The organism is Mesorhizobium sp. CNPSo 4661 (genome assembly GCF_057784215.1).
Window position 1 is genome coordinate 34,620 of the sequence record NZ_JBWGIO010000008.1, and the last position, 19,637, is coordinate 54,256.

Sequence of the window (19,637 nt, forward strand, 5' to 3'; positions counted from 1 at the left end):
TCTTCGCCGTAGCCTTCCGTCCGGAACTGCGGCATCACGCTTCCAGCCGGTCGGACCATTGCGCCGGCGCATAGGACCTCAGCGACAATTGCGGGCGCAACGGGAAACGGACACGTTATCCCTGCGCCGGCTCTCCCCCCAAGGAAACCCAATGGCCGGCGCTTTAGCCCGGCTTGTCTGTCAAAGAGCCGTACTCTTTTACCGCCAAGGCAAGCCGGGCTACCCCAACCGCCGATTCGGTTGGCCCTCGCTCGATGCTGCTTGAGAGACGGCGCAAATTAAACAAATACGCATGCGGTGCGGTGATTGTAGCGCGCAAAAATCCTGGCGCGTCACCCTCAAACAGGGGGCGCGTTATTATGGAGCATCCGATCCTTCACTTTCGACGGAACGAAAGGCAGGGCAAGCGCGTTTTCCGCCGCTATGTCGAGGATACTTGACCGTCACAAGGCCGAAAGGCCTTCTCAGGTTACCGAGGCCGAGCGTCTGGCACGCGTGCAAAAGAATGCCAGGCTGAAGCAGCTTCGCACCCACGCTTCGTGGCTGGTGCTCGATCCGCAGGCTCACTTTCAGGAGGAGATCGACTGTTCGGCGTTGCTCGGCGACATGTCGATCCGAAAGGTCGTCCGCGATGGCTGAACCCTTGCTGCTTTCAGCCTCAGGCCGCCTTCAGCCCGGTATCCTCGCGCGATATTTCGACCAGCCGCGCGATCGCCCATGGCGCCATCAGCGCAAAGAACGCCGTGACATCGAGAAAGATCGACCGCGCGAGGTCGAACCCGCTGTGGTCGTAGCAGACTGCGAACTCCATCACGCCTGATCCCTTGTTGACCCCACCCATTGCGCATGTCGTTTCACGCGCTCGATGAGCATGATCCTGATTTGCAACAAATACAAGTGGACGCTAATTTAGAGGTGTATATCTATTGATGTGCTCCTCACACATGCGAGGCCACGCTGGCTGAAGCACCTAAGCCTTGGGCCAGAACAGCCGGGCGAGCCCCAGCGCCGCCAGCACCCAAAGCGTGATGATGAAGGCGAGCCCGGCCTTGCTCACCGGCTTCTCGCGCCGCGTGGCCTCTTCGCGGAATTCCTGCATCAGATCGGAGGGGACCAACTTGACCGCGAGCATGATGCCGACAGGCACGATCAGCAGGTCGTCCAGGTAGCCGATGATCGGGATGAAATCCGGGATAAGATCGATGGGGCTCAGCGCATAGGCAGCGACGGCGCCCGCGGCGGCTTTTGCATACCAGGGCACACGCGGATCGCGGGCTGCAATCCAGAGCGCAACCACATCGCGCTTGATCTTGCGCGCCCGCCGCTTTGCCGCATCAAGGATAGACATGCCGCTTATATATGGGTGCTTGGATCGTCAGGCCATTGGGCTGTCGATGGCTCGGCCTCTCAGGCGCAATCCTTCAACTCGACCACCTCGACGCCGAGGCGGAAGGCCTGGCCATCGGCATAGGAGCGCGCATATTGCTCGGCTTCGAATGGAAAGATGAGCGTCGTGCCGTAGGCGGTAACGCGCACCGTCCACTTCTGGCCCCTGACGAGTTCAACGCCGTGAAGCTTCGCCGTAACCATCTCACCCTCCTCAGATCCGGCACTCCAGCGACATCCGCATAACGTCGCTAAAGTCATTTGAATACAAATAATCCGACTTAATCGTGTCGTTACGGTGTCGATTCCGACATTGGGTCGTTTGCGTCCGTGAAATGGTTCACCGAGAGCGGCGCTTTTTTTGCGGCCGGCCCCCAAGCGGACGGGATGGCTAGCCTGGAACCGCGACGGCCCAGGCGGGTTAGGTTCATGATTCACATGGTTCACAAGGAGATCGCCATGATCCGTAAGCTGAAATCCGGCGAATACAGGCTCTATTCGCGCAAAACCGATCCGAGAACCGGCAAGCGCCGCAATCTGGGCACCTTCAAGTCGCGCGAAGCTGCGGAAAAGCACGAACGCGAAGTGCAATATTTCAAGCGCCATTAGGCGCCTGAATTTGCCAGAACGCGACGGGCGCGAGGGAAGGGCCGAGATCCCTGTTCACCCATGCGGTGTCGGCGGGGTGCGCGGGCGAGGGTGGCCAGGCACGTTGGAGCCGATATGATCGAGGTCACAACGCCGCGTCACCATCTCGACCGACTTGGTGTCGACGGTCACCCGTCCCAGCACCTGCACGGTCGTGCGTCCGAGATCCTCATCGATATGCACGACGTCACCCTCGAGTCTGAGCTTGTCGCCCGCCTTGGCATTGGGCTCGACCATCGAATATTTATGGCTGTCGCCGTCGAGCCTCAGCGTCACGCGGTCGCCGGTGCGTTTGACCACCGTGGCGATGACAGCCACCCTGTCGCCTATCTCCACTGCCGGCCGTGTCATCTCGGCCTCCTTTCCGCCCCGTGCGGCGTCTCATCCGACGGAGCCGGCTGGCGCCACGCCGAGTGCCGGCAGCCGCTGAAATAAACGGCAAAACAAGCATTTGGTTGCCGCCGACTGCCTACAGCCGCGGGCGGCCGATCACATGAAGCCGGGATTTCGCGGTAGATATTGCGTCCAGTCGCCAAAGCCGGGCGATGCCATCAACAGCATCGGGAAGGTGATGCGCATGCCTTGATCGACCGCAAGGCCGAGCGCGCTCTGGCATGTGCCCGGCAGGAAGGCCGATACCTTTTCGGCCGAGCGATCCGCCGCTGCCAGCAACGCCGTTGCAAAGGCATCCCGAAGGATATCGGGCCGCGTCACCGCCAGAGGGCCGATATGCCCGCTCGCGCTGAGGTAGCCGTAGCCGACAGCATCGCTGCCGAAGAGGAAGAAGACGCCTGTCGTCGAAGGATCGGCGCGCAGGTAGCGATGATGTTTCTCTCGCGAGACACCCAGGGCGCGGACGTCGATCTCGACCAGTTTTTTCATCGTCGCGGCGCTACCGTCCATTTCGACGGCGCGCAATCGCGGCTGAGGCAATGCCTTGGTCACGCGTTCGCGCGCGGCGCTGAGAAGGTAGATCGGCGTTTTGGGAAACAAGCCGTGCCGCATGTAAAGTCCCTGCGACACACGATTGAAGGTGAACGTGATAAGCGCCTTGTGGGCTGCGCCTGATCTGCGGGCATGCTCCATAGCCCGTTCCAGCAGCGTGTTTCCGATGCCGTGGCCTTGTCGGCCAGGATCGACGAACAACTGGGCGAGGAACCAGATATCGCCGCACGCCCAGCTCCAGGCGAAGCCCACAATGTCCCCGCCGGCTTCCGCCACCCACAGGCCGCCAGGGTCGTCCTCGAGCGAAAACAGCTGGAAGTTGGGAGGGCTCGTCGCCGCCATCGGGCCAAAGCCGTGCCGAACGGTAAGCTCGTTGATGCTGGCGACCACCAGCGCATCGGTCGCGGCCAGGTCATCGGCGCGAGCAGGTCTGTAAGCGAGCGACATTGAACAACCCCAACCACAGAGCGCGAGCCGCAACGCCGATCATATCAGCTGTCCATGCTTGCCGTCTCGGCCACAGTCAGCGGTTTCATCACGGGTACCGGAGGCCGCATTGACCTCCGGCGTTGCCCGCTGCCCGTCAGGCCGCCCGTGATAGTGCGTTTCACCGTTTCACGGAACCGGTGAACGCCCTATCTCTTTGTTTTTACGCAATTCCGGACGGGAGGCTACGGCGAAGTCGCCGAGCCCGACCGCTTACACTTTTCCTGGAATTGCTCTAGCGACAGGGCAGGGGCCACGCTGCCGACGGCGTGAGCCGGCCGACACTTGCCATTGCGGGCGACGTATCAAGGAAGCGAAGTGGCCGGGCTCGGTTGCACGTTGCCATATCCTACCCTGGAGGATAGGATATGGCATGACAATACACAGCCCTCATCCCGATATCATCGCCCGGCTCAAGCGCGCGCACGGCCATCTTGCGGCCGTGCTCACCATGTTCGAGCAAGGCCGGTCCTGCCTCGACCTCGCGCAACAGCTTCACGCCGTCGAAAGCGCCGTCGGCAACGCCAAGCGGGAACTGATCCACGACCATATGGAACATTGCCTTGTCGAAGGCGGCGAGCCTACCAGGGACGCGCTCAAGGAGCTGAAGCAGCTCACCAAATATCTGTGAGGCATTCGATGTGGAGAAAAATTCCGGACTGGTTCGGCTTCGGCGCTCACAGATACGACCACGGCGGGCACGACCACGGCGGGCACGGCCATGACCATCACGGACCGCATGGGCATACACATGGCGTGATCGATGCGACGATCGCCACGACGGAGCGCGGCATCTGGGCGATCAAATGGTCGTTCGTCATCCTGGCCATGACGGCCGCGCTACAGATCGCGGTTGTCGTCTTTTCAGGCAGCGTGGCGCTGCTCGCCGACACCATCCACAACGTCGGCGACGCCACCACGGCAATCCCGCTCTGGATCGCTTTCGTGCTGGCGCGCCGCAAGCCGACAAGAACCTTTACCTACGGCCTTGGCAGGGTCGAGGACCTTGCCGGCATAGTCATCGTGCTCATTATCCTGGCCAGCGCGCTGGTCGCCGGTTACGAGGCGATCAATCGCCTGTTCAATCCGCAGCCGGTCCAGTTCCTGGGCTGGCTTGCCGCGGCCGGCATCATCGGCTTCCTCGGTAATGAGGCGGTGGCGGTATTCCGCATCCGCGTCGGCCGTCAGATAAACAGCGCGGCCTTGATCGCCGACGGCTATCACGCCCGCACCGACGGGCTCACCAGCCTCGCCGTCGTTGCCGGCGCGCTCGGTGTCTGGTTCGGCTATCCGCTGGCGGACCCGATCATCGGCCTTTTGATCACCGTCGCCATCTTCGGCATCGTCTGGCAATCGGCGCGCTCGGTTCTGACGCGCATGCTGGACGGCGTCGAGCCGGGTCTTGTCGATGAGGTTCATCACGCCGCCGAACATGTCGCCGGGATCGAAAGGGTGGTCGGCGCCAAGGCCCGCTGGCTCGGCCACAAGCTGCACGTCGATGTGGAGATCGCGGTGAATGACGGGCTGCTGCTTGCCGCTGCGAACAACATCGCCGCTTCGCTTAAGGCCGAGCTCTTCGCGCATATTCCCGCGCTCGACGTCGCCACCGTGCGCTTTGCCGAGCCGGAGGCGGAGGGCGGCCACCATCACGCGCCGGATCCTTTCCTGGTGTCCGGCAAGCTCGCCAGCGGGCTGCTCGAAATCGTCGACACGCCGCAGGGCGAGCGCATGCGGCTGCGCCTGTCGCGTCACGCCGAGGGCTTGCAGGCCGGCGTTGCCATTGAGCGGCCGGGAGGCATCGAGCGGCTGGTGCTGTCTCCGGTCGGTGGCGACCATCACTATCTGCAAAGCCTGGTCGCTCCGGCCGAACCGCACGAATTCAGCGCCAGGCTGCAACTGGCGGCTGGTTCCGACAGCGAGGACCTGCCCTTCATGATGGCCGAGCCGGCGGGCCATCATCATGGGCACACGCATGGCTGAGACAGGCACTCTTTGAGTGCTGGCGCGGGATTTACGAAATGGTGGCGGCTCAGCTCACCTAACGCTGATCAGCGCCGTGCCGGCGATCGCGAGCAGCGCGCCGGCCCAGGCGGCTGCGGTCGGCCGCTGACCGCTGCGCAGCCACACCATCGGCAGGATGATGACCGGCGTCATCGAGGACAGCGTCGAGATGATCCCGACATTGCCGGTGCGCAGCGCGGCCATCAGGCAGGACATGCCGAGCGAGGTGCCGACGAAGGCGGAAAGCACCGCAAGCCCGACCGTACCGAACTGGACGGCTTCCCGCTTGCCCCTGCCGAATGGCGTTGCAGCGAGCGCGATGAACAGGATCACGGCGAGGCCCGAGCGCAGCGCCATTGCGCTGAACGGTTCGACGCCGGCGGCCATGGCCGGCCGCGCCAGAAGGGTGCCGATCGCCTGGCCGAGCGCCGTCGTGACGCCGAGCGCGATGCCTGGTCCCATGCGGCCGGTGAGCGGCGGCCCGGGCGCGGTGCTGACCGGCACGGTGGAAGGGGTGACGACCGGCATCGCCGGCGCCAGGTCGCCGCGCTTGAGGAACCGCCGCGGCATGCCGATGGCAAGCACGATGCCGGCCAGCACCAGCGCCACGCCCAGCGCCTGCCAGCGGCTGATGGTTTCACCGAGCACGAGATAGCCGAGCGCGAGCGCGAAAGGCGAGGTGAGCGAGAACAGCAGCGCCGTGATGCGCGGGCCGACCGAATAGATGGTGGCGAAATAGGTCGTGCTGGCGATGCTGATGCCGGCGAAGCTCGATCCGGCAAGCAGCCAGAACTCCCTCGGTCCGATCGTGTGCCAGCCGCCGATCGCCAACGACACCGAGCCGGTCATCACGAAGGTTGCGAGCATCTGCCAGCGGGCAAGCTGGAGGAGGGGAACGCGGCCCTTGAGCTCGCTCAGGAACATGGAGCTCAGCGCGCTGCATATAGCGGCGGTGACGGCGAAGGCTTCGGGGGCGAACATGGCTGCTGGCGGCTGCGAATCCGGAGGCCGGACAATTGCCGATGCTTACGCCAGCGCGCCGCGATGCGCTAGCCGGACTGGCGACGGCACGCCGCCGGCGTGGACACAGAGATGCCAAGGTTGGTCGAGGATGATGGCAGGCATTGCCCGGCCATGGCAGCGACGGGACGAGTGCCCGTCGCTTCCATGGCGTCATTCCGGCATAGGGGCGCTACAGACGGTCTATTGCATGGCTGCGGGGTTCATCCACAGGAACTCCCAGACATTGCCGTCCGGGTCTTCTATGTGGCGGTTGAACATGAAACCGAGATCCTGCACCGGGTTGGGATCGGCGCGGCCGCCGGCCGCAACGCCTTTCTCGATTACCGCATTGACCGCGTCCTTGCTGTCGACGGTCAGCGCGATCAGCATCTGGCTCTCGCGCTTGGCGTCGCCGATCGGCCGGGCCGTGAACTGGCTGTATTGTTGGTGCGTCAGCAACATGACCCCGATCGATTCGGAGAACATGATCGAGCTGGCCTGGTCATTCGAGAACTGCGGATTGAGCGTGCCGCCGATCGCGAGATAAAACTCGGTCGCTGCCGGCAGATTGCGCACCGGCAGATTGAGGAAGAGCATCTGGGTCATCGGGTTGGACCTCCAATTCATTGACGGGTACTAGTCAGTCTAGTACTGTGGCGATGACTATCATGCGGGAACGGTACCGTCTAGTACCGATCGAGAGGCGCTATGGAAATTACCGTTGAGACCAGATCGGCCCGCAAGGATCGTGAGATCATCGAGGCGGCGACCGCCGCGTTCATCGCCAAGGGCTACGATGGGACCAGCATGGAGGAGATCGCCACCAGGGCGGGCGCTTCCAAGCAGACCGTCTACAAGCATTTCAAGGACAAGGAGACGCTTTTCAGCGAAGTTGTGGAGTCCACCGCTTCCCAGACCAACGACGTTGTCGAGTCCGTGACGATGCTGCTTTCCGAGGCGAAGTTCCTGGAGGGCGGCCTGCAGCAGCTTGCCCGGCGATTGACCACCACGCTGATGAACGACGAGTTGCTGAGGCTCCGGCGTCTGATTATCGCCAATGCCGATCGGATGCCGCAGCTTGGCCGCAGCTGGTACGACAAAGGCTTTGAGCGCATGCTTGTCTCGGTGGGGGGGTGCTTTCAAAAGCTCACCAGCCGAGGCCTGTTGCAAACCCCTGATCCCCGTTTGGCGGCCAGCCATTTCTTTGGGATGCTGCTTTGGATCCCGATGAACGAAGCCATGTTCACCGGAAGCAACCCGCGCTCGAAAGCCGACCTCGAGCGCCATGCCGATGCCTCGGTCGAAGCGTTCCTTGCCGCCTATGGGGTGCGCTCGAAGTAGTCGCGCTGCCCGGCGCGATCTGCGCAGCACAACGAGCCGCGTTACTTCGCTTGGTATCTCGACGCGGTCAGCCGGCCTGAGTCGGTTAAACAGCGCGTACCCGTCTCGCGCCGAAGATCGACCACGCAGCCGTCATCAGCGCCGCGGTCGTGGCCAGGACGACGGCCAGGCTCGGCAGATGGAAGAACATGTCCCGCCATCTGGGCTCGACGACCGCGCCGGTGCTGAAGGCCTCGCCGCTATACTGGCACAGGATCCAGGACGCGCCGCCGCGCACCATGTCGGCATCGATGTCTGAGATCAGCGCCTTGGCCTGACGCGTGGCCGCCGGCATCGTCGCCATATAGGTCAGCAGCGCCTTGGCAGTGGCGAGATAGGCATGGCTGCATTCGTTGAAGGGGCTTTCCTCGTCGCCGAGGCTTCCCGGCATCAGGCCCCAGAGGCAGTAGGTGTATTGCAAATTGCCGTGATTGTAGAGCCGCCGGAAGGTCGGGTCGGTCACGGTCTGGCGCTGGGCAAGATCGATGATTTCACCACGGTAGCGCGCGATCACCGCCATCTGGCCATGCGTGAGGCTGGGGATCTGGATGCCCGGGGGAGGCGGGGCCGAGGATCCGCTATGCGCCTCGGCCGGAATGGCGATCAGAAGCGACCGCCAGATCGTCAAAAGGAAAATGGCCGCCAGGGCAAACAACCGTGGCGGCCGATGCATCGGAATTCAGGCGTAGCGGCGGGCAGGGCCGCGCTGGTCGCGCACCGCGACCACGCGCTCGGCAACCGCGCCGAAGCCGAGCCCGACGACGGTCCAGAGCACGAGCTGGATGCCGAGCGAGGCGACGCGGAACTGCCACAGCACCGTCGCCGAGAAGCTCTCCGGCACCTCATTGATGTCGGGAAGTGCTGCCTTCACCAGAGCGAAGACCACCAGGAAGGCGAGCCCTGCCACGATCGAAGCGTTCCAGGCGCCGAGCCGGTTCCACAGCCGCTGCGCCAGCCCGGCCGCCGCCACCATCGCCGCGATCGAGATCACGATCATGATGAAGAACAGTTCCGTGCGGTAGGCGATGGTCTCGGGGTTGCCGACGGCCGGCGGGTTCGCCGGATATTTGAGGCTGGGCACCACGATCACGGCCAGGAAGCCGAGCAGCGCCAGTAGCGCCGAGGTCCCGCGCGGCCCAAGCGAGCCCAGGCGGCCATAGGCATAGGCAAAGACCAGCGAGAACAGCCCGCCGAGCGCCGCGCCATAGACCAGCACGCCGGTAGCAAGGCCGATGCCGGCCTGCGTGGCGCGGCTGACCATCTCAGGCTCCGGCGCTTCGCCGGCGGCCTGGGCCTGCTGTTCCTCGAAGGCGATCGCCTTGTCGACCTGCGGCTCGCCATAGACGCGCGCGAAGGCAAACGCCAGAATCCCAGCGACCAACCCGACAAGCATGCCGCGCAGCAAAAGTTTTCCGACCATGTCAGCAGCCTTTCAAACAATCCGACGGAAAAACGCATAGCGATTTTCCGTCGGAATTGCGTTAGACCAAACCTTAGGACGGTTCAGCGATGCCGAACCGCTTTAGTGGCAGGGGAAGCCGAGCAGGTGGCGGCCGTCATGCACGAATTCGTGCACCGCCGTGCCGCGGATAAGCGACGTCGCGCCTTCTTCCGCGCCGACGAAATAGATCATCAGCATCAGCATCAGGCCGGCGAAGATTGCCCAGGGCAGAAGCTCGCGGACCGGAATAGCAACCGGACCGTAGCTGGGGGCGAAGGTGGTGTCGGACATATTGACCTCCCGTGGGATACTGCGTCCCGTTGATCGAACAAATGCTGCGGAATAAGGCCTGACTTTCGGCTGGTGCCGATCACAGTGGCGCGACCGTGCCGGACTCGCACCGGCTTCCAATCCCGTATAGCGCTAAAACACTTGTCAGCACTTCGTTCGCCTGTCAACGACATGTAATGGCCAACAGGCTTCGCGCGGCCGAAATTTCACTGGACCACGGAGTTTTGGGATGCTCGCCCGCCTGACGATGATTGCAAGCGGTGCGACGCAGGCCACGCGCAAGGGTCGCTTTCCGAACGACGAGGCGCCGGAGCCGCGGGCTCTCGATCGCGCCGGCGCACTGGCCGCTTCGCTGCGCCGCGCCGACCGCGTCTGGACGAGCCCGGCGCTTGCCGCGCGGCAGACCGCTGAGGCACTCGGCCTTGACGCGACGGTCGAGCCGCTGCTTGGCGAGCAGGATTTCGGACGCTGGGCCGGCAAGGGCTTCGAGGAGGTGCAGGTCGAGGACCCGGAAGGCATGGCGGCCTGGTTCGCGGATATGGACGCAGCACCCCATGGCGGTGAGTCGCTTGCCGCCGTCGCCCGGCGGGGTGCCGCGCTGATGGAGCGCCTGGCCTCCGAGAGCGGCCACACCATCGCGCTCACCCATCCCGTGCCGATCCGCGCCGCCATGGTGCATGTGTTGGGCGCGCCGCTTTCCTCGGTCTGGAAGATCGACATCGAGCCGCTGTCGCTCACCGAGTTCCGCGGCGACGGACGCCGCTGGGTGCTGCACGCCAGCGGGGTCGTTGTCGGCACGAAATAGCGCTGGGATCCTCCACCTGCCGACCAGCGGCAGCAGGCCAGGCCGAGCTTCGCCGTTTCAGTGATCGCTAACGGAACGGAAACGCCTCGCGGTTATTATACTGGTTCGTGGCGAGGAGAACTTTTGCCTGAGGAGCCCGCCGGATATGGCCGACTATCCCGAGACCGAGCGTCGTCTTCATGCGCGCGAATTCGTGCTCAAGGAAGCCACGATCATTGCCGCCGGCGTCAGGATCGGCTGCTCGGTCAGAAACCAGCACGAGCAGGGCGCTGAATTGCGCGTCGCCCCCGATGCGAAAATCCCGGACCGCTTCCTGCTCGAGGTTCCGGCCGACGATATGGTCTATCGCGCTTTGGTGCGGTGGCGGCGCAACGACCGCGTCGGCGTGGCGCTCTACAGCAACGCGCCGAAGGACTGACGCGCGGCCGTCCCCAATTCACCACTTGATCCTGCCCCAGGCGGCGTGCAACCCGGTACACATGGAACGCAACCGGCGCGCGCGCGTTCATTGCCGGATCAACAGGGATTTGCGAATGAGCAGGACAGCCGTTTGGGTGGCGCTGATCGCCATCGTTCTCGTGGGCCTTTACCTGTTGCAGGCCAACGGCATGATCAGATTCTAGCAGCGTCGCGCGACCGTCGCAGGATCAACAGCAGCGGCTCGCGCCGCAGCAAGGCTGGCTTGCTGCCGCCGCCTGTTGCTTGAGCCAGCGGTCACGCGGCTTGCAGCTTGACGGTCGTGGCGACAGCTCCACCTCGACGGCCCCGCCGACGAGGCTCGGCTGGGCCGCCCGGTGCAGTTCCATCGGGCGCACGCCGTCGCTGACCTCGAAGGTCAGCTTCGCAGCCTGATCGAGCGCGACATGGTCCGCCACCTTGCGGATGATCGCTGCGAACTTGCCGGCCGGCATGTGGACCGGCCCGCCTTCGTCCACGTCCCATAGCTGGACGAAGATTTCCGACCATGATTCCGGATTCGCCTCGCAATCCAGCGCCGAGAACTGTCCCGCTTTCACCTCGGTGACATGGTAGCCCGGCTTTACCGGCCGCCCGTCATAGCGGAACACCAACGGCCTGTCCTTGTGATCGGCCAGTGCCATCAGCAGGTCGCCGATGGTCAGGTCGGATGGATCCGTCGGAGCGACGTTTTTCCGATTGTCAGAAGAGAGCATGTCGGCTATTCCTCATTTCAATATTTCAAGGATTATTGAAACGTGGATGAACGTCAAGCCCTGATCGCCTTTGGCGCGCTGTCGCAGGAAACGCGCCTGCGCCTGCTGCGCCTGCTGGTCGTTGCCGGACCGGAAGGTATTGCCGCCGGTTCGCTCGCCGAAAAAGTCGAGGTCTCGCCTTCCAATGTCAGCTTCCACCTCAAGGAACTGGAGCGTGCCGGCCTCGTGACCGCGCGACGTGATGCCCGCTCGATCGTCTACAGCGCCGAATACGACGCGCTGTCCGGGCTGATCCGTTTCCTCATGGAGGATTGCTGCTCGGGTCGCCCGGAAATCTGCGCACCGGCGCTTGCCGCCCCTTGCTGCCGGCCGGGCGAGAGGAGCCGGCAATGACCGCCGCACCCGTTGCCCGGCCGAAGGCCAGCCGATGAATGCCTTCGATCTCTCGCGCCGGTTCGTGGCTGAAGCGCTGGGCACCGGCTTGCTGGTGGCGACAGTCGTCGGCTCCGGTATCATGGCCGAGACCCTGACGCATGACACGGCGCTGGCGCTGCTTGGCAACACGTTGGCAACCGGCGCTATGCTGGTGGTGTTGATCACCATCCTCGGGCCGATCTCCGGCGCGCATTTCAATCCGGCCGTTTCGCTGGTGCTCTGCCTCAACCGGTCGCTGCCAGCCCGCGATCTTCCCGCCTATCTCGTCGCGCAGCTCGCCGGCGGCATTGCCGGCACGATCGCTGCGCATCTCATGTTCGCCCTGCCGATGCTGGAGGTCGCAACGAAGATGCGCGCCGGGCCGGCACAATGGTTCTCCGAAGGCGTCGCGACATTTGGGCTGGTCGCCACCATCCTTGCCGGACTGCGCTTCGATCTCAAGGCCGTGCCCTGGCTAGTCGGCCTCTACATTACCGCCGCCTACTGGTTCACCGCTTCGACGTCCTTCGCCAATCCGGCCGTCGCCCTGGCGCGTTCGCTGACCAACACGTTTTCCGGCATCAGGCCGCTCGATCTGCCCGGCTTCGTCGTCGCCGAACTGCTCGGCGCCTTGATCGCGCTGGCGCTGATGGGTTGGCTGCTGCGGCCCAGGATCATCCAGCAACCTTCGAAAGCAGAGCCATGACGGTCACCATCTATCACAACCCTGACTGCGGCACCTCCCGCAACACGCTCGCCATGATCCGCGCCAGCGGCGAAGACCCCGTCGTGATCGAATATCTGAAGACGCCGCCGGACCGCGAAAGGCTGCTCGAACTGATCGGCGCGATGGGCATAACTCCGCGCGAACTGTTGCGGGAGAAGGGAACGCCTTACGCCGCCCTCGGCCTTGCCGACCCGAAATGGAGCGACGACGAGCTGGTCGATTTCATGCTCGCCCATCCGATCCTCATCAATCGACCCATCGTCGAGACGCCGAAGGGCACAAAACTCTGCCGGCCGTCGGAGGCGGTGCTCCCGCTGCTCGACAATCCGGTGCGCGAATTCGTCAAGGAGGATGGCGAGAAGGTCTACACGCCAGCTACCTGAAAACAGGGCTAGGGCGTTAGATGCTTCATGAAATAGATCGAGGCTCTTGGCTTGCCGAACGGGTCTACGAAATGATGCGGCACGACGCCGACTTCCCGCCAATTCATCCGCCGATAGAGCCGCTCGCTCGCTCCGCCTTCGGCGGTGTCGAGAAGGAGCAGGGAGCGCTTTCTCTTCCTTGCCTCGTCTTCGACGGATGCCATGAGCGCGGAACCGATGCCTTGCCGTTGAAAATCTCGATGCACGAGAAGCATGTAGACCTCCGCCCGGTGCAGCGCATTCGGCTCCGGCGACAGATAGAGCTGGACGGTGCCGACCAGCTTGTCCTCGAGATAGGCGCAGATGAGCAGGCGCTCTCCTTCCGCCACGGAGCTGAAGACCTCTTGCCAATAGGACTGCGCCTGTTCGGCGCTGAACGGCAGGACGAAGCCGACAAGCGCCCCGTCCTCGATGCTCTGCATCAATATCTCGGCGAGGGAGCCGATCTGGGCCTTTGCCTCTGCCTCGTCGATCACCGCGATACGCATGTGCTCTCCCATTTGAGCTCGACAGATAATGGGCTTTGAGCGATCCGTGAAGGCCGAAGCGCCTGTTTCGACCGCGCGCAATCGCCATGGCCTCGTTTCCGCCCTCGGCATCACGCAGATTCTCGCCTGGGGATCGTCCTACTACCTGCCCGCGGTGCTTGCCGCACCGATTGCCAGGGATACCGGTTGGTCGCTCGCCTCGGTCGTCGCCGGCCTATCCTGCGGGCTCCTGCTTGCCGGACTTGCGTCTCCCGTCACCGGGCGGTTGATCCAGCGCCATGGTGGCCGGCCGGTGCTTGCCGCGAGCTCGTTGCTGCTGGCGGCCGCGCATTTGTTGCTGGCGACGGCAACCGCTTATCCCGTTTACCTGATTGCCTGGCTGCTCATGGGGCTGGGCATGTCGAGCGGCCTCTACGATGCCGGCTTCGCCACGCTGGGTCGGCTCTATGGACAAGGCGCGCGTGGCGCCATCACCAACCTGACGCTGTTCGGCGGCTTCGCCAGCACCGTCTGCTGGCCGCTCAGCGCCTTCCTTGTCGGGCATGGCGGCTGGCGCAACGCCTGCCTTGCCTATGCCGCGATCCATCTGGTGATCTGTCTGCCGCTCCATCTCTGGATGATACCGGCGCCCCCGGCCGCCGCGCCCGCGCCGATGAAAGACAGGCCGAACGAGGCCTCGGCTTCGGGCAGGACGCGGGCACGCTTCATTCTCCTGGCTTCGATCCAGACATTGGCCGCGATCATCGCCTCGATGCTTTCCGTCCACCTGCTGACGCTGCTGCAATTGCGCGGCGTGGGCCTGGCAGCCGCCGTCGGCCTCGGCGCCTTGATCGGCCCGTCACAGGTCGGCGCGCGCGTGGCGGAACTGCTCATCGGCCGCAACCGGCATCATCCGATCTGGACAATGCTGACATCCGTATCGCTGCTTGCCGCCGGCATCTGGCTGCTCCTGGCGAGCCAGACATTCGTTGCTCTCGCGTTGATCCTCTATGGCGCGGGCAACGGCATCCATACGATCGCGCGCGGCGCGCTGCCGCTGGTGCTGTTCGATCCACACCAATACGCCGCGCTGATGGGCAAGCTCGCAACGCCGAGCCTGATCGCCCAGGCGGCGGCGCCCTCGATCGGAGCGCTGCTTTTGGGCGCGGGCGGCGGCAATCTCGTCCTGATCGCGCTCGCGGCTGCCGCCACCGTCAATGTGGGGCTCTGTGCCGGTCTGATGGCGGCAGTGCGCCGATGACCAAGTCCGCCTGCCCACCCGCCGGCGCCCCGTTGAGCGCGGGCGGATGCAGCCCGCGGGGCTGGCAAGACGCCACGACGAAGAAATGCTCGGTGGTTTCCACCAAGCCGGACGGCAAGAAAATTGACCGATGCCGGGACGAAAGCCTACACGTCCCAGGCCAATGCCGAAAAGGCGCTGAAGCTGCTCAAAGACTGCAAAGTAAGCTTGCCGCTTTGAAAACTTTCTCCCGCTCCGGCTTGCCGGAGCGGGCTTTTCTCCGCCGGGATCGCTTCGGCAAGATATCATCGGCGCACGGTCGGCCGGGGCCCATCGGCTCCGCCTACTTGTCCGTCGCCAGCGTCTCGTTGAGCACGGCGGCCAGGTGCAGGCCGCCGAGCGCGAGCTGCTCGACCGCCACCGGCGAGAACTGGTCGAAATAGGCCTGGTCAAGGATCGCCGCGTGCGGATTGTCGGACTTGATCGTCGTGCCCTTGGGCAGCGCGCGATAGGCGTCTTCCGCTTTCTCATGGCATTCGGTCAGCCATTTCTCCGGCGTCTGGTCGGCCACCGGCATGGCGGGCAGATGCGGGATGACGTCGGTTTCGAGGTCGAGCGCGACCTTGCCCCAGTCGTAGTATTTGAACAGGATGAGGCTTGAATCCCACACCGCGTGGAACGTCGTAAGGTCGCGGTAGGTCGAGCCGTCCGGCTTCGGCCGGTAAACGTTGAAACTCACCGTCAGCGTGTTGCCGCCCTGGTCGCCCTGGCTGCCATCCAGGCGCTCGACGCAATGCAGCGGCTGCGACAGATCGCCGACCAGATGGATGACGAAGGCCAACGCCTGCCAGCGCTCCTCGTCGCTCTTTGCCGGATCGGCCAGGATCTTCTCCTGCGCTGGCAGCGCCCGCATCAGGCAGAAGCCGAAACTCGTATTGTCCTTGCAGTCGCGCGCCGGATCATAGGCGGTGGCGCTGGCGCTCGCGTCGCCGGGTTTGGAGGCCAGCGGAATGTCGATGAAATGCCAGTTCGACGTCTCCTTGTGATTGTCGGCGCGATAGTCGTCGGCCCAGCTTGCCACCGAGGCCAGCGAGACGGTGGCCGGCGGCTTGAGCTTCAGGTGCGAGCGCAAAAGCTGCTCGATGACGTCATAGGCGTTCCGGCTGAGCCTGTGCTGCGCGATCTCGGCGATCACCGCATGCCCCTCCTGGCCCCAGGCCAGCGCCTGGCCGCAAATCGCCAGGCTCGTCGACATTGCCGCCAGGGAAAATGCCGCCGCAGCTTTCCACCGCATCGCCTTGCCTCCTCCAGGGTTCGATCCGTGAAGTACAATAGAGGCCTGTGACACGGACATGAACAATCTCACGGACGCAAGATTTTGCGACGCAGGAGGCAATCTGCTTTGACGCTCGTCAGGCGCCAAAATGTGCCGCGTAGCGCAAAAAACGACCCGGCAAATTGCCGGGCCGGTCTTCTGAACACTCACGATCGCGAAGCTTCGTCAGTCGCGATGCTCCGGCATCGCCTTGAGTTGATCCTTCGTCCAGCTTGTGACGGCATGCACGTCGCCGTCCTCGTCGCGCATGAAATCGAGTTGGCTGGCGGTGACGGCCACCGGCTTGGCACCGATGCCGAGGAAGCCGCCGACATCGATGACGACCTGGCTGCCGTGCAGGTGGTCGACCGAGCCGATCTTCTCGTCATCCGGGCCGTAGATGGTGGCGCCTTCGAGGATGTCGGGCGTGAGCTCTGCGTTGGTCAGTCTTACGTGGCTGGTGTGGTCCATGGCGCATCTCCTGTGGTTGTACAGGGATGAACCTCTTTTCGGGCTCCGGGTTCCGGCGACGGAGCGAAAAGCGGGGCGCTGCTCAGCGAAGCGCCGCCCAGCCTGTCACGAGGATGAGGACAAGCGTGACCAGCGCTCCGGAGACATAGAGGATCGTCCTGACGCTGCCCCCCTTGGCCGCGTTCCCGCCGCGCAGGTAGATGATCATGTGGACGAGGCGTATCGCCACGTGCGCCCAGACCAGCACGGCCAGCGTCAGCGGCCCGACGCCGACCATCATCGCCAGCACCACGGGCACGACAAAGGGGGCCAGCGCCTCGACCGAGTTCATGTGGACGCGGTCGATCCTGTAGAGCGGGTTGTCGTCATCCGCCGGGATCACCGGTCCCGAAAGCTTGCCCGCAAATCCCTTGGACGAGCCGGAATGGACCGCCAGCGCCACCGACAGGAGACAGAGCGCAAGCACGCCGAGGGTGCTCAACCAATAGGCTTCCATTCTTTGCGCTCCTCGATCGCTGCCGTGCGGGCCATACCCCTCGAGCACGGCGCTGCCGTCACCCCGCCCGGAGAAAAAGCGCCTGGAACCGCTGCAGGTAGAGCGGCCAGCCCTGATCGCTGTCGACCCCGCCGCGCACGCTTTCCCAGCCCTGGCCGTGGCGCTCGATATGGCGGTGCTCGATTTCGACCCGGGTGCGGTTTTCCGCCTCGGCGGTGAAGCGGACCTCCCACTCGCTTGTCCTGGCGAGGTCGGTCTCGATCTGCCAGCGCGGGTTGATGTCCCAGCTCAGAAGCAGCCGGTTGGGCGGCTCGTAGGCCAGCACGCGGGCGAAGCGGCATTCGCTACCGTCGACGCCGCGGTCGTAGACGTGGCCGCCGACGCGCGGCTCGAAGATCGTTTCCGCGATCGGGACGGCAAGCAGATTGTGCTCGCGCGGCTTGAAGCTGCCGAAATCCTCGGTGAACACCTTGAAGGCGCGCGCGATCGGCGCCTCGACGACGACCGAATGTTTTACGGGAGCAGGCGCCGGTTGCTTGATCATGTCTCGTCCTTTGTCGGTTGCTCGACGGTCAGCTTGTATGCAGCGAGCGTCTTCATCCAGAACTGGTCGATCTCCGCGCGAAACGCCGCGAGCCCATCCGGATCGATCCGGTAGATGCGCTCCTTGCCCGAGCGCGTTTCGGCCACCAGTCCGGCATCCTTGAGAACCTTCAGGTGCTGCGAGACCGCCGGCCGCGTCACGGGCAACGCACTAGCCAGCCCGCTGACCGAACTGGGTCGGTTGACCAGCAGTTCAAAGATCGTGCGCCGTGTCGGATCGCCGAGTGCTGCCCAGTATTTCGCGTTAGTGGCCACTAACGCGAAGCTAAGGCGCGATGATTGTCCTGTCAACCCGGATTGGGAGCGCACGCGCGTAGCCGCCAAGGAAGTGCCTGGGGCATGCCAGTCGTTCTGATCCTGGAACGCAGCCGCGATCAGCTGCGCCGTTTCGCCTTGAGACTCCGCGCCGCCTGCTCGATCGCCGCGCGGTCGTTGCCCAGCCTGTCGAGCAGTTCCTGCGCCTCGTCGCCCGAGATGCCGGTGCGCATGGCAAGCGCTTCCACCGTCAGCACGTCCGCGCTGTCGATCTCGCGCGTTTCGGGCAGCGCATCGTCCGCCGTCATCGGCAACGCCGCCTCGCGGTCGATCTCCAACTCGGCCTGCTGCCAGTGCCGTTCGTGATTGCCGAGGATGCCGCCCTCGCGTTGAAAGATCTCATAGGCGCGCTGCCTGATCTTCTCGGTCCGATCGTCGTCCATCACCGTTCCTCCTTGCGTGTCACAAGAACGCAGGACAGGGCGGAACGATCCACGTCGTTCTCGAAGTGATCGACCGGCGCAATCCAGGCCTCCATCGCGCGACTCGCGCGAAGGGTTACGGCCCGTAAATGGCCACCGGCTTGCCGAACATGCCGGGCTCCGGTTTCACGCCCAGCCCCGGCCGCTGCGGCACGGCGATGTGACCTTGCTTGATGACGACCGGGTGCTTCTGGTCGAAATGCCCCTTGATATATTCCTGGGCGATCCAGGCACCTTCCATGCGGCGCGGCTCCGCCGTGGCAGCCAGATGCACGCAGGCCGCCGCGATGATGTCGCCGCCCCAGGCGTCGTCGCAGCTGTGCGGTAGCGAGCGGATGGCGCAAAGATCGCGCACCGTGGTCATCTTGGTGAGCCCGCCAAGGCGCGTGACCTTGAAGCCGAAGCCGTCGGCGATGCCGAGCGAGATTGCCCGCAGCACCGCATTCTGATCCTCGGTGCTCTCGTCGAGATAGACCGGATGCGTCACGCGGCCCTTCAGCGTCGCGATCTCGTCCATCGTGTTGCAGGGCTGTTCGAAGACGAATGGGATCGCCTGGCAGAGCCGGTCGAGATGGATCGCGGCGGCGACCGTCAGGCCCCGGTTGCCGTCGACGGCGATGCGCGCTCTGTAGCCGACCGCTTCCCAGACCTTGTGGACGACGGCCACGTCCTCTTCGAGATTGCGCCCGCCGATCTTCACCTGCAGGCGCGGATAGCCGGCCTTCACCTTGTCGGCGGCGATTTTTGCCGTCTCGTCCGGCGGGCCGACGATCAGCGAATAATAGGTGGGCACGCGGTCGGTCAGCGCGCCGCCCAAAAGCGTCGAGACCGGCACGCCAAGCTTTTGTCCAAGCAGGTCGAGGAAGGCCATGTCGAAGGCGGCCTTGGCATAGCCGTGGCCGTTGAGCCGCTCGTCCATCTGCTTCGCCAGCAGCCTGATCGAGGCGATCTCCAAGCCGATGAGGCCGGGCGCGATTTCGGCGATCGCGGCGCGGGCGCCGAGCGCATGATGCGGCTGGTAGACCGGGCCGATCGGGCAGGTCTCGCCCCAGCCGGCGAAACCGTCATCGGTGACGATTTCGACCAGCGTCGAGTCCAGCGCCTCGACATCGGCGCTGGCCATGCGGTAGACGCCGTTCTTGACCGGCAGTTGTGCCGAATAGACGTTGATCCGATCGATGCGCATAC

30 protein-coding genes and 1 riboswitch are annotated in these 19,637 nt (G+C 64.3%); of the genes, 11 read left to right on the forward strand and 19 right to left on the reverse strand.

What is annotated here, in order from left to right; translation table 11 throughout:
• Positions 1–495: 495 nt before the first annotated feature.
• Positions 496–639, forward strand: a complete 144-nt coding sequence (locus tag AC0YKC_RS13245) for a hypothetical protein (RefSeq protein WP_488511350.1) — start codon at positions 496–498, stop codon at positions 637–639.
• A gap of 19 nt (positions 640–658) precedes the next feature.
• Here the strand turns inward: AC0YKC_RS13245 and AC0YKC_RS13250 are convergent, their stop codons facing one another.
• The 3 genes from AC0YKC_RS13250 to AC0YKC_RS13260 form a co-directional block, all read right to left on the reverse strand.
• The gene (locus AC0YKC_RS13250; protein WP_434722051.1) at positions 659–814 is read right to left on the reverse strand and encodes a hypothetical protein; all 156 of its coding nucleotides are present in this window, start codon (positions 812–814) and stop codon (positions 659–661) included.
• A gap of 156 nt (positions 815–970) precedes the next feature.
• Positions 971–1,348, reverse strand: a complete 378-nt coding sequence (locus tag AC0YKC_RS13255) for a YkvA family protein (protein ID WP_488511351.1) — start codon at positions 1,346–1,348, stop codon at positions 971–973.
• Between the two features lie 59 nt (positions 1,349–1,407).
• On the reverse strand, positions 1,408–1,590 hold the full coding sequence (locus AC0YKC_RS13260; RefSeq protein ID WP_036258067.1) for a hypothetical protein: 183 nt from the start codon (positions 1,588–1,590) through the stop codon (positions 1,408–1,410).
• Positions 1,591–1,845: 255 nt separating this feature from the next.
• Between AC0YKC_RS13260 and AC0YKC_RS13265 the strand changes: the two genes are divergently transcribed.
• Positions 1,846–1,995 (forward strand): hypothetical protein, encoded by a 150-nt coding sequence (locus AC0YKC_RS13265; protein WP_140831573.1) that lies wholly within the window; start codon positions 1,846–1,848, stop codon positions 1,993–1,995.
• 54 nt (positions 1,996–2,049) lie between these two features.
• Here AC0YKC_RS13265 and AC0YKC_RS13270 read toward each other — a convergent pair whose 3' ends face one another.
• Entirely contained in the window at positions 2,050–2,385 is a 336-nt protein-coding gene (locus AC0YKC_RS13270) for a hypothetical protein (protein WP_320296171.1), read from the reverse strand.
• 138 nt (positions 2,386–2,523) lie between these two features.
• Positions 2,524–3,459, reverse strand: a complete 936-nt coding sequence (locus AC0YKC_RS13275) for a GNAT family N-acetyltransferase (RefSeq protein WP_488511353.1) — start codon at positions 3,457–3,459, stop codon at positions 2,524–2,526.
• A gap of 379 nt (positions 3,460–3,838) precedes the next feature.
• Between AC0YKC_RS13275 and AC0YKC_RS13280 the strand changes: the two genes are divergently transcribed.
• Together AC0YKC_RS13280 and AC0YKC_RS13285 are read left to right on the forward strand one after the other, a co-directional pair.
• Positions 3,839–4,096: a metal-sensing transcriptional repressor gene (locus tag AC0YKC_RS13280; protein ID WP_320296169.1), complete on the forward strand. Its 258-nt coding sequence runs from the start codon at positions 3,839–3,841 to the stop codon at positions 4,094–4,096.
• An 8-nt stretch (positions 4,097–4,104) separates the two neighbouring features.
• Positions 4,105–5,445 (forward strand): cation diffusion facilitator family transporter, encoded by a 1,341-nt coding sequence (locus AC0YKC_RS13285; protein WP_488511355.1) that lies wholly within the window; start codon positions 4,105–4,107, stop codon positions 5,443–5,445.
• A gap of 54 nt (positions 5,446–5,499) precedes the next feature.
• Here the strand turns inward: AC0YKC_RS13285 and AC0YKC_RS13290 are convergent, their stop codons facing one another.
• Together AC0YKC_RS13290 and AC0YKC_RS13295 are read right to left on the reverse strand one after the other, a co-directional pair.
• The gene (locus AC0YKC_RS13290; protein ID WP_488511356.1) at positions 5,500–6,447 is read right to left on the reverse strand and encodes an EamA family transporter; all 948 of its coding nucleotides are present in this window, start codon (positions 6,445–6,447) and stop codon (positions 5,500–5,502) included.
• Between the two features lie 222 nt (positions 6,448–6,669).
• Positions 6,670–7,074, reverse strand: a complete 405-nt coding sequence (locus AC0YKC_RS13295) for a VOC family protein (RefSeq protein ID WP_488511358.1) — start codon at positions 7,072–7,074, stop codon at positions 6,670–6,672.
• 102 nt (positions 7,075–7,176) lie between these two features.
• Between AC0YKC_RS13295 and AC0YKC_RS13300 the strand changes: the two genes are divergently transcribed.
• Complete coding sequence (locus AC0YKC_RS13300) at positions 7,177–7,809, forward strand: TetR/AcrR family transcriptional regulator (protein ID WP_488511359.1); 633 nt, start codon at positions 7,177–7,179, stop codon at positions 7,807–7,809.
• An 85-nt stretch (positions 7,810–7,894) separates the two neighbouring features.
• Here AC0YKC_RS13300 and AC0YKC_RS13305 read toward each other — a convergent pair whose 3' ends face one another.
• From AC0YKC_RS13305 to AC0YKC_RS13315, 3 genes are all read right to left on the reverse strand, one after another.
• Complete coding sequence (locus AC0YKC_RS13305; protein WP_488511361.1) at positions 7,895–8,521, reverse strand: hypothetical protein; 627 nt, start codon at positions 8,519–8,521, stop codon at positions 7,895–7,897.
• A gap of 6 nt (positions 8,522–8,527) precedes the next feature.
• A complete protein-coding gene (locus tag AC0YKC_RS13310) occupies positions 8,528–9,268 on the reverse strand; it encodes a CbtA family protein (RefSeq protein ID WP_320296163.1) in 741 nt (246 codons plus the stop codon).
• A gap of 102 nt (positions 9,269–9,370) precedes the next feature.
• Positions 9,371–9,580, reverse strand: a complete 210-nt coding sequence (locus AC0YKC_RS13315) for a CbtB domain-containing protein (protein WP_112100494.1) — start codon at positions 9,578–9,580, stop codon at positions 9,371–9,373.
• Positions 9,580–9,725: riboswitch (adenosylcobalamin (AdoCbl) riboswitch) on the reverse strand. Its footprint overlaps the gene before it by 1 nt.
• An 84-nt stretch (positions 9,726–9,809) precedes the next feature.
• Between AC0YKC_RS13315 and AC0YKC_RS13320 the strand changes: the two genes are divergently transcribed.
• Together AC0YKC_RS13320 and AC0YKC_RS13325 are read left to right on the forward strand one after the other, a co-directional pair.
• Positions 9,810–10,385: a histidine phosphatase family protein gene (locus tag AC0YKC_RS13320; protein WP_488511362.1), complete on the forward strand. Its 576-nt coding sequence runs from the start codon at positions 9,810–9,812 to the stop codon at positions 10,383–10,385.
• A gap of 145 nt (positions 10,386–10,530) precedes the next feature.
• Positions 10,531–10,803, forward strand: coding sequence for a PilZ domain-containing protein (locus AC0YKC_RS13325; RefSeq protein WP_488511363.1), 273 nt, complete (start codon positions 10,531–10,533; stop codon positions 10,801–10,803).
• Positions 10,804–11,032: 229 nt separating this feature from the next.
• On the opposite strand, the gene AC0YKC_RS13330 is transcribed toward AC0YKC_RS13325, so the two are convergent.
• Positions 11,033–11,557 carry a DUF6428 family protein gene (locus AC0YKC_RS13330; RefSeq protein ID WP_488511364.1) on the reverse strand — a complete coding sequence of 175 codons (525 nt, stop codon included), beginning with the start codon at positions 11,555–11,557 and terminating at the stop codon, positions 11,033–11,035.
• A 42-nt stretch (positions 11,558–11,599) separates the two neighbouring features.
• Between AC0YKC_RS13330 and AC0YKC_RS13335 the strand changes: the two genes are divergently transcribed.
• The 3 genes from AC0YKC_RS13335 to arsC are packed head-to-tail and all read left to right on the forward strand — an operon-like array spanning position 11,600 to position 13,081.
• Positions 11,600–11,950 carry an ArsR/SmtB family transcription factor gene (locus tag AC0YKC_RS13335; RefSeq protein WP_320296159.1) on the forward strand — a complete coding sequence of 117 codons (351 nt, stop codon included), beginning with the start codon at positions 11,600–11,602 and terminating at the stop codon, positions 11,948–11,950.
• Positions 11,951–11,984: 34 nt separating this feature from the next.
• Positions 11,985–12,677 carry an MIP/aquaporin family protein gene (locus AC0YKC_RS13340; RefSeq protein ID WP_320296158.1) on the forward strand — a complete coding sequence of 231 codons (693 nt, stop codon included), beginning with the start codon at positions 11,985–11,987 and terminating at the stop codon, positions 12,675–12,677.
• A complete protein-coding gene (gene arsC, locus AC0YKC_RS13345; protein WP_434722062.1) occupies positions 12,674–13,081 on the forward strand; it encodes an arsenate reductase (glutaredoxin) in 408 nt (135 codons plus the stop codon). Before AC0YKC_RS13340 ends, arsC begins: the two co-directional genes overlap by 4 nt.
• Positions 13,082–13,089: 8 nt before the next feature.
• Here the strand turns inward: arsC and AC0YKC_RS13350 are convergent, their stop codons facing one another.
• Positions 13,090–13,608, reverse strand: a complete 519-nt coding sequence (locus tag AC0YKC_RS13350) for a GNAT family N-acetyltransferase (RefSeq protein ID WP_434722063.1) — start codon at positions 13,606–13,608, stop codon at positions 13,090–13,092.
• Positions 13,609–13,654: 46 nt separating this feature from the next.
• On the opposite strand from AC0YKC_RS13350, the gene AC0YKC_RS13355 reads away from it, so the two are divergent.
• Positions 13,655–14,848 (forward strand): MFS transporter, encoded by a 1,194-nt coding sequence (locus tag AC0YKC_RS13355; protein ID WP_488511366.1) that lies wholly within the window; start codon positions 13,655–13,657, stop codon positions 14,846–14,848.
• A 322-nt stretch (positions 14,849–15,170) separates the two neighbouring features.
• On the opposite strand, the gene AC0YKC_RS13360 is transcribed toward AC0YKC_RS13355, so the two are convergent.
• The 7 genes from AC0YKC_RS13360 to AC0YKC_RS13390 form a co-directional block, all read right to left on the reverse strand.
• On the reverse strand, positions 15,171–16,121 hold the full coding sequence (locus AC0YKC_RS13360) for a S1/P1 nuclease (RefSeq protein ID WP_488511367.1): 951 nt from the start codon (positions 16,119–16,121) through the stop codon (positions 15,171–15,173).
• A gap of 207 nt (positions 16,122–16,328) precedes the next feature.
• Positions 16,329–16,613, reverse strand: a complete 285-nt coding sequence (locus AC0YKC_RS13365; RefSeq protein WP_040980340.1) for a hypothetical protein — start codon at positions 16,611–16,613, stop codon at positions 16,329–16,331.
• A gap of 82 nt (positions 16,614–16,695) precedes the next feature.
• Positions 16,696–17,109 (reverse strand): MAPEG family protein, encoded by a 414-nt coding sequence (locus AC0YKC_RS13370; RefSeq protein ID WP_320296153.1) that lies wholly within the window; start codon positions 17,107–17,109, stop codon positions 16,696–16,698.
• Between the two features lie 58 nt (positions 17,110–17,167).
• Positions 17,168–17,653: an SRPBCC family protein gene (locus tag AC0YKC_RS13375; RefSeq protein ID WP_320296152.1), complete on the reverse strand. Its 486-nt coding sequence runs from the start codon at positions 17,651–17,653 to the stop codon at positions 17,168–17,170.
• Entirely contained in the window at positions 17,650–17,967 is a 318-nt protein-coding gene (locus AC0YKC_RS13380) for an ArsR/SmtB family transcription factor (protein WP_320296395.1), read from the reverse strand. Before AC0YKC_RS13380 ends, AC0YKC_RS13375 begins: the two co-directional genes overlap by 4 nt.
• A gap of 119 nt (positions 17,968–18,086) precedes the next feature.
• Positions 18,087–18,410, reverse strand: coding sequence for a DUF2934 domain-containing protein (locus tag AC0YKC_RS13385; RefSeq protein WP_434722068.1), 324 nt, complete (start codon positions 18,408–18,410; stop codon positions 18,087–18,089).
• Between the two features lie 115 nt (positions 18,411–18,525).
• Positions 18,526–19,635, reverse strand: coding sequence for a mandelate racemase/muconate lactonizing enzyme family protein (locus tag AC0YKC_RS13390; protein ID WP_488511370.1), 1,110 nt, complete (start codon positions 19,633–19,635; stop codon positions 18,526–18,528).
• Positions 19,636–19,637 lie beyond the last annotated feature (2 nt).

Bases quoted from the DNA above. Each gene is read 5' to 3' on its own strand.
- AC0YKC_RS13285 (WP_488511355.1), top strand. From the start codon at position 4,105: ATGTGGAGAAAAATTCCGGACTGGTTCGGCTTCGGCGCTCACAGATAC.
- AC0YKC_RS13270 (WP_320296171.1), bottom strand. From the start codon at position 2,385: ATGACACGGCCGGCAGTGGAGATAGGCGACAGGGTGGCTGTCATCGCC.
- arsC (WP_434722062.1), top strand. From the start codon at position 12,674: ATGACGGTCACCATCTATCACAACCCTGACTGCGGCACCTCCCGCAAC.
- AC0YKC_RS13310 (WP_320296163.1), bottom strand. From the start codon at position 9,268: ATGGTCGGAAAACTTTTGCTGCGCGGCATGCTTGTCGGGTTGGTCGCT.
- AC0YKC_RS13375 (WP_320296152.1), bottom strand. From the start codon at position 17,653: ATGATCAAGCAACCGGCGCCTGCTCCCGTAAAACATTCGGTCGTCGTC.
- AC0YKC_RS13370 (WP_320296153.1), bottom strand. From the start codon at position 17,109: ATGGAAGCCTATTGGTTGAGCACCCTCGGCGTGCTTGCGCTCTGTCTC.
- AC0YKC_RS13325 (WP_488511363.1), top strand. From the start codon at position 10,531: ATGGCCGACTATCCCGAGACCGAGCGTCGTCTTCATGCGCGCGAATTC.
- AC0YKC_RS13315 (WP_112100494.1), bottom strand. From the start codon at position 9,580: ATGTCCGACACCACCTTCGCCCCCAGCTACGGTCCGGTTGCTATTCCG.
- AC0YKC_RS13265 (WP_140831573.1), top strand. From the start codon at position 1,846: ATGATCCGTAAGCTGAAATCCGGCGAATACAGGCTCTATTCGCGCAAA.
- AC0YKC_RS13255 (WP_488511351.1), bottom strand. From the start codon at position 1,348: ATGTCTATCCTTGATGCGGCAAAGCGGCGGGCGCGCAAGATCAAGCGC.
- AC0YKC_RS13340 (WP_320296158.1), top strand. From the start codon at position 11,985: ATGAATGCCTTCGATCTCTCGCGCCGGTTCGTGGCTGAAGCGCTGGGC.
- AC0YKC_RS13365 (WP_040980340.1), bottom strand. From the start codon at position 16,613: ATGGACCACACCAGCCACGTAAGACTGACCAACGCAGAGCTCACGCCC.
- AC0YKC_RS13260 (WP_036258067.1), bottom strand. From the start codon at position 1,590: ATGGTTACGGCGAAGCTTCACGGCGTTGAACTCGTCAGGGGCCAGAAG.
- AC0YKC_RS13390 (WP_488511370.1), bottom strand. From the start codon at position 19,635: ATGCGCATCGATCGGATCAACGTCTATTCGGCACAACTGCCGGTCAAG.
- AC0YKC_RS13385 (WP_434722068.1), bottom strand. From the start codon at position 18,410: ATGGACGACGATCGGACCGAGAAGATCAGGCAGCGCGCCTATGAGATC.
- AC0YKC_RS13350 (WP_434722063.1), bottom strand. From the start codon at position 13,608: ATGCGTATCGCGGTGATCGACGAGGCAGAGGCAAAGGCCCAGATCGGC.
- AC0YKC_RS13295 (WP_488511358.1), bottom strand. From the start codon at position 7,074: ATGACCCAGATGCTCTTCCTCAATCTGCCGGTGCGCAATCTGCCGGCA.
- AC0YKC_RS13360 (WP_488511367.1), bottom strand. From the start codon at position 16,121: ATGCGGTGGAAAGCTGCGGCGGCATTTTCCCTGGCGGCAATGTCGACG.
- AC0YKC_RS13320 (WP_488511362.1), top strand. From the start codon at position 9,810: ATGCTCGCCCGCCTGACGATGATTGCAAGCGGTGCGACGCAGGCCACG.
- AC0YKC_RS13280 (WP_320296169.1), top strand. From the start codon at position 3,839: ATGACAATACACAGCCCTCATCCCGATATCATCGCCCGGCTCAAGCGC.
- AC0YKC_RS13290 (WP_488511356.1), bottom strand. From the start codon at position 6,447: ATGTTCGCCCCCGAAGCCTTCGCCGTCACCGCCGCTATATGCAGCGCG.
- AC0YKC_RS13300 (WP_488511359.1), top strand. From the start codon at position 7,177: ATGGAAATTACCGTTGAGACCAGATCGGCCCGCAAGGATCGTGAGATC.
- AC0YKC_RS13330 (WP_488511364.1), bottom strand. From the start codon at position 11,557: ATGCTCTCTTCTGACAATCGGAAAAACGTCGCTCCGACGGATCCATCC.
- AC0YKC_RS13305 (WP_488511361.1), bottom strand. From the start codon at position 8,521: ATGCATCGGCCGCCACGGTTGTTTGCCCTGGCGGCCATTTTCCTTTTG.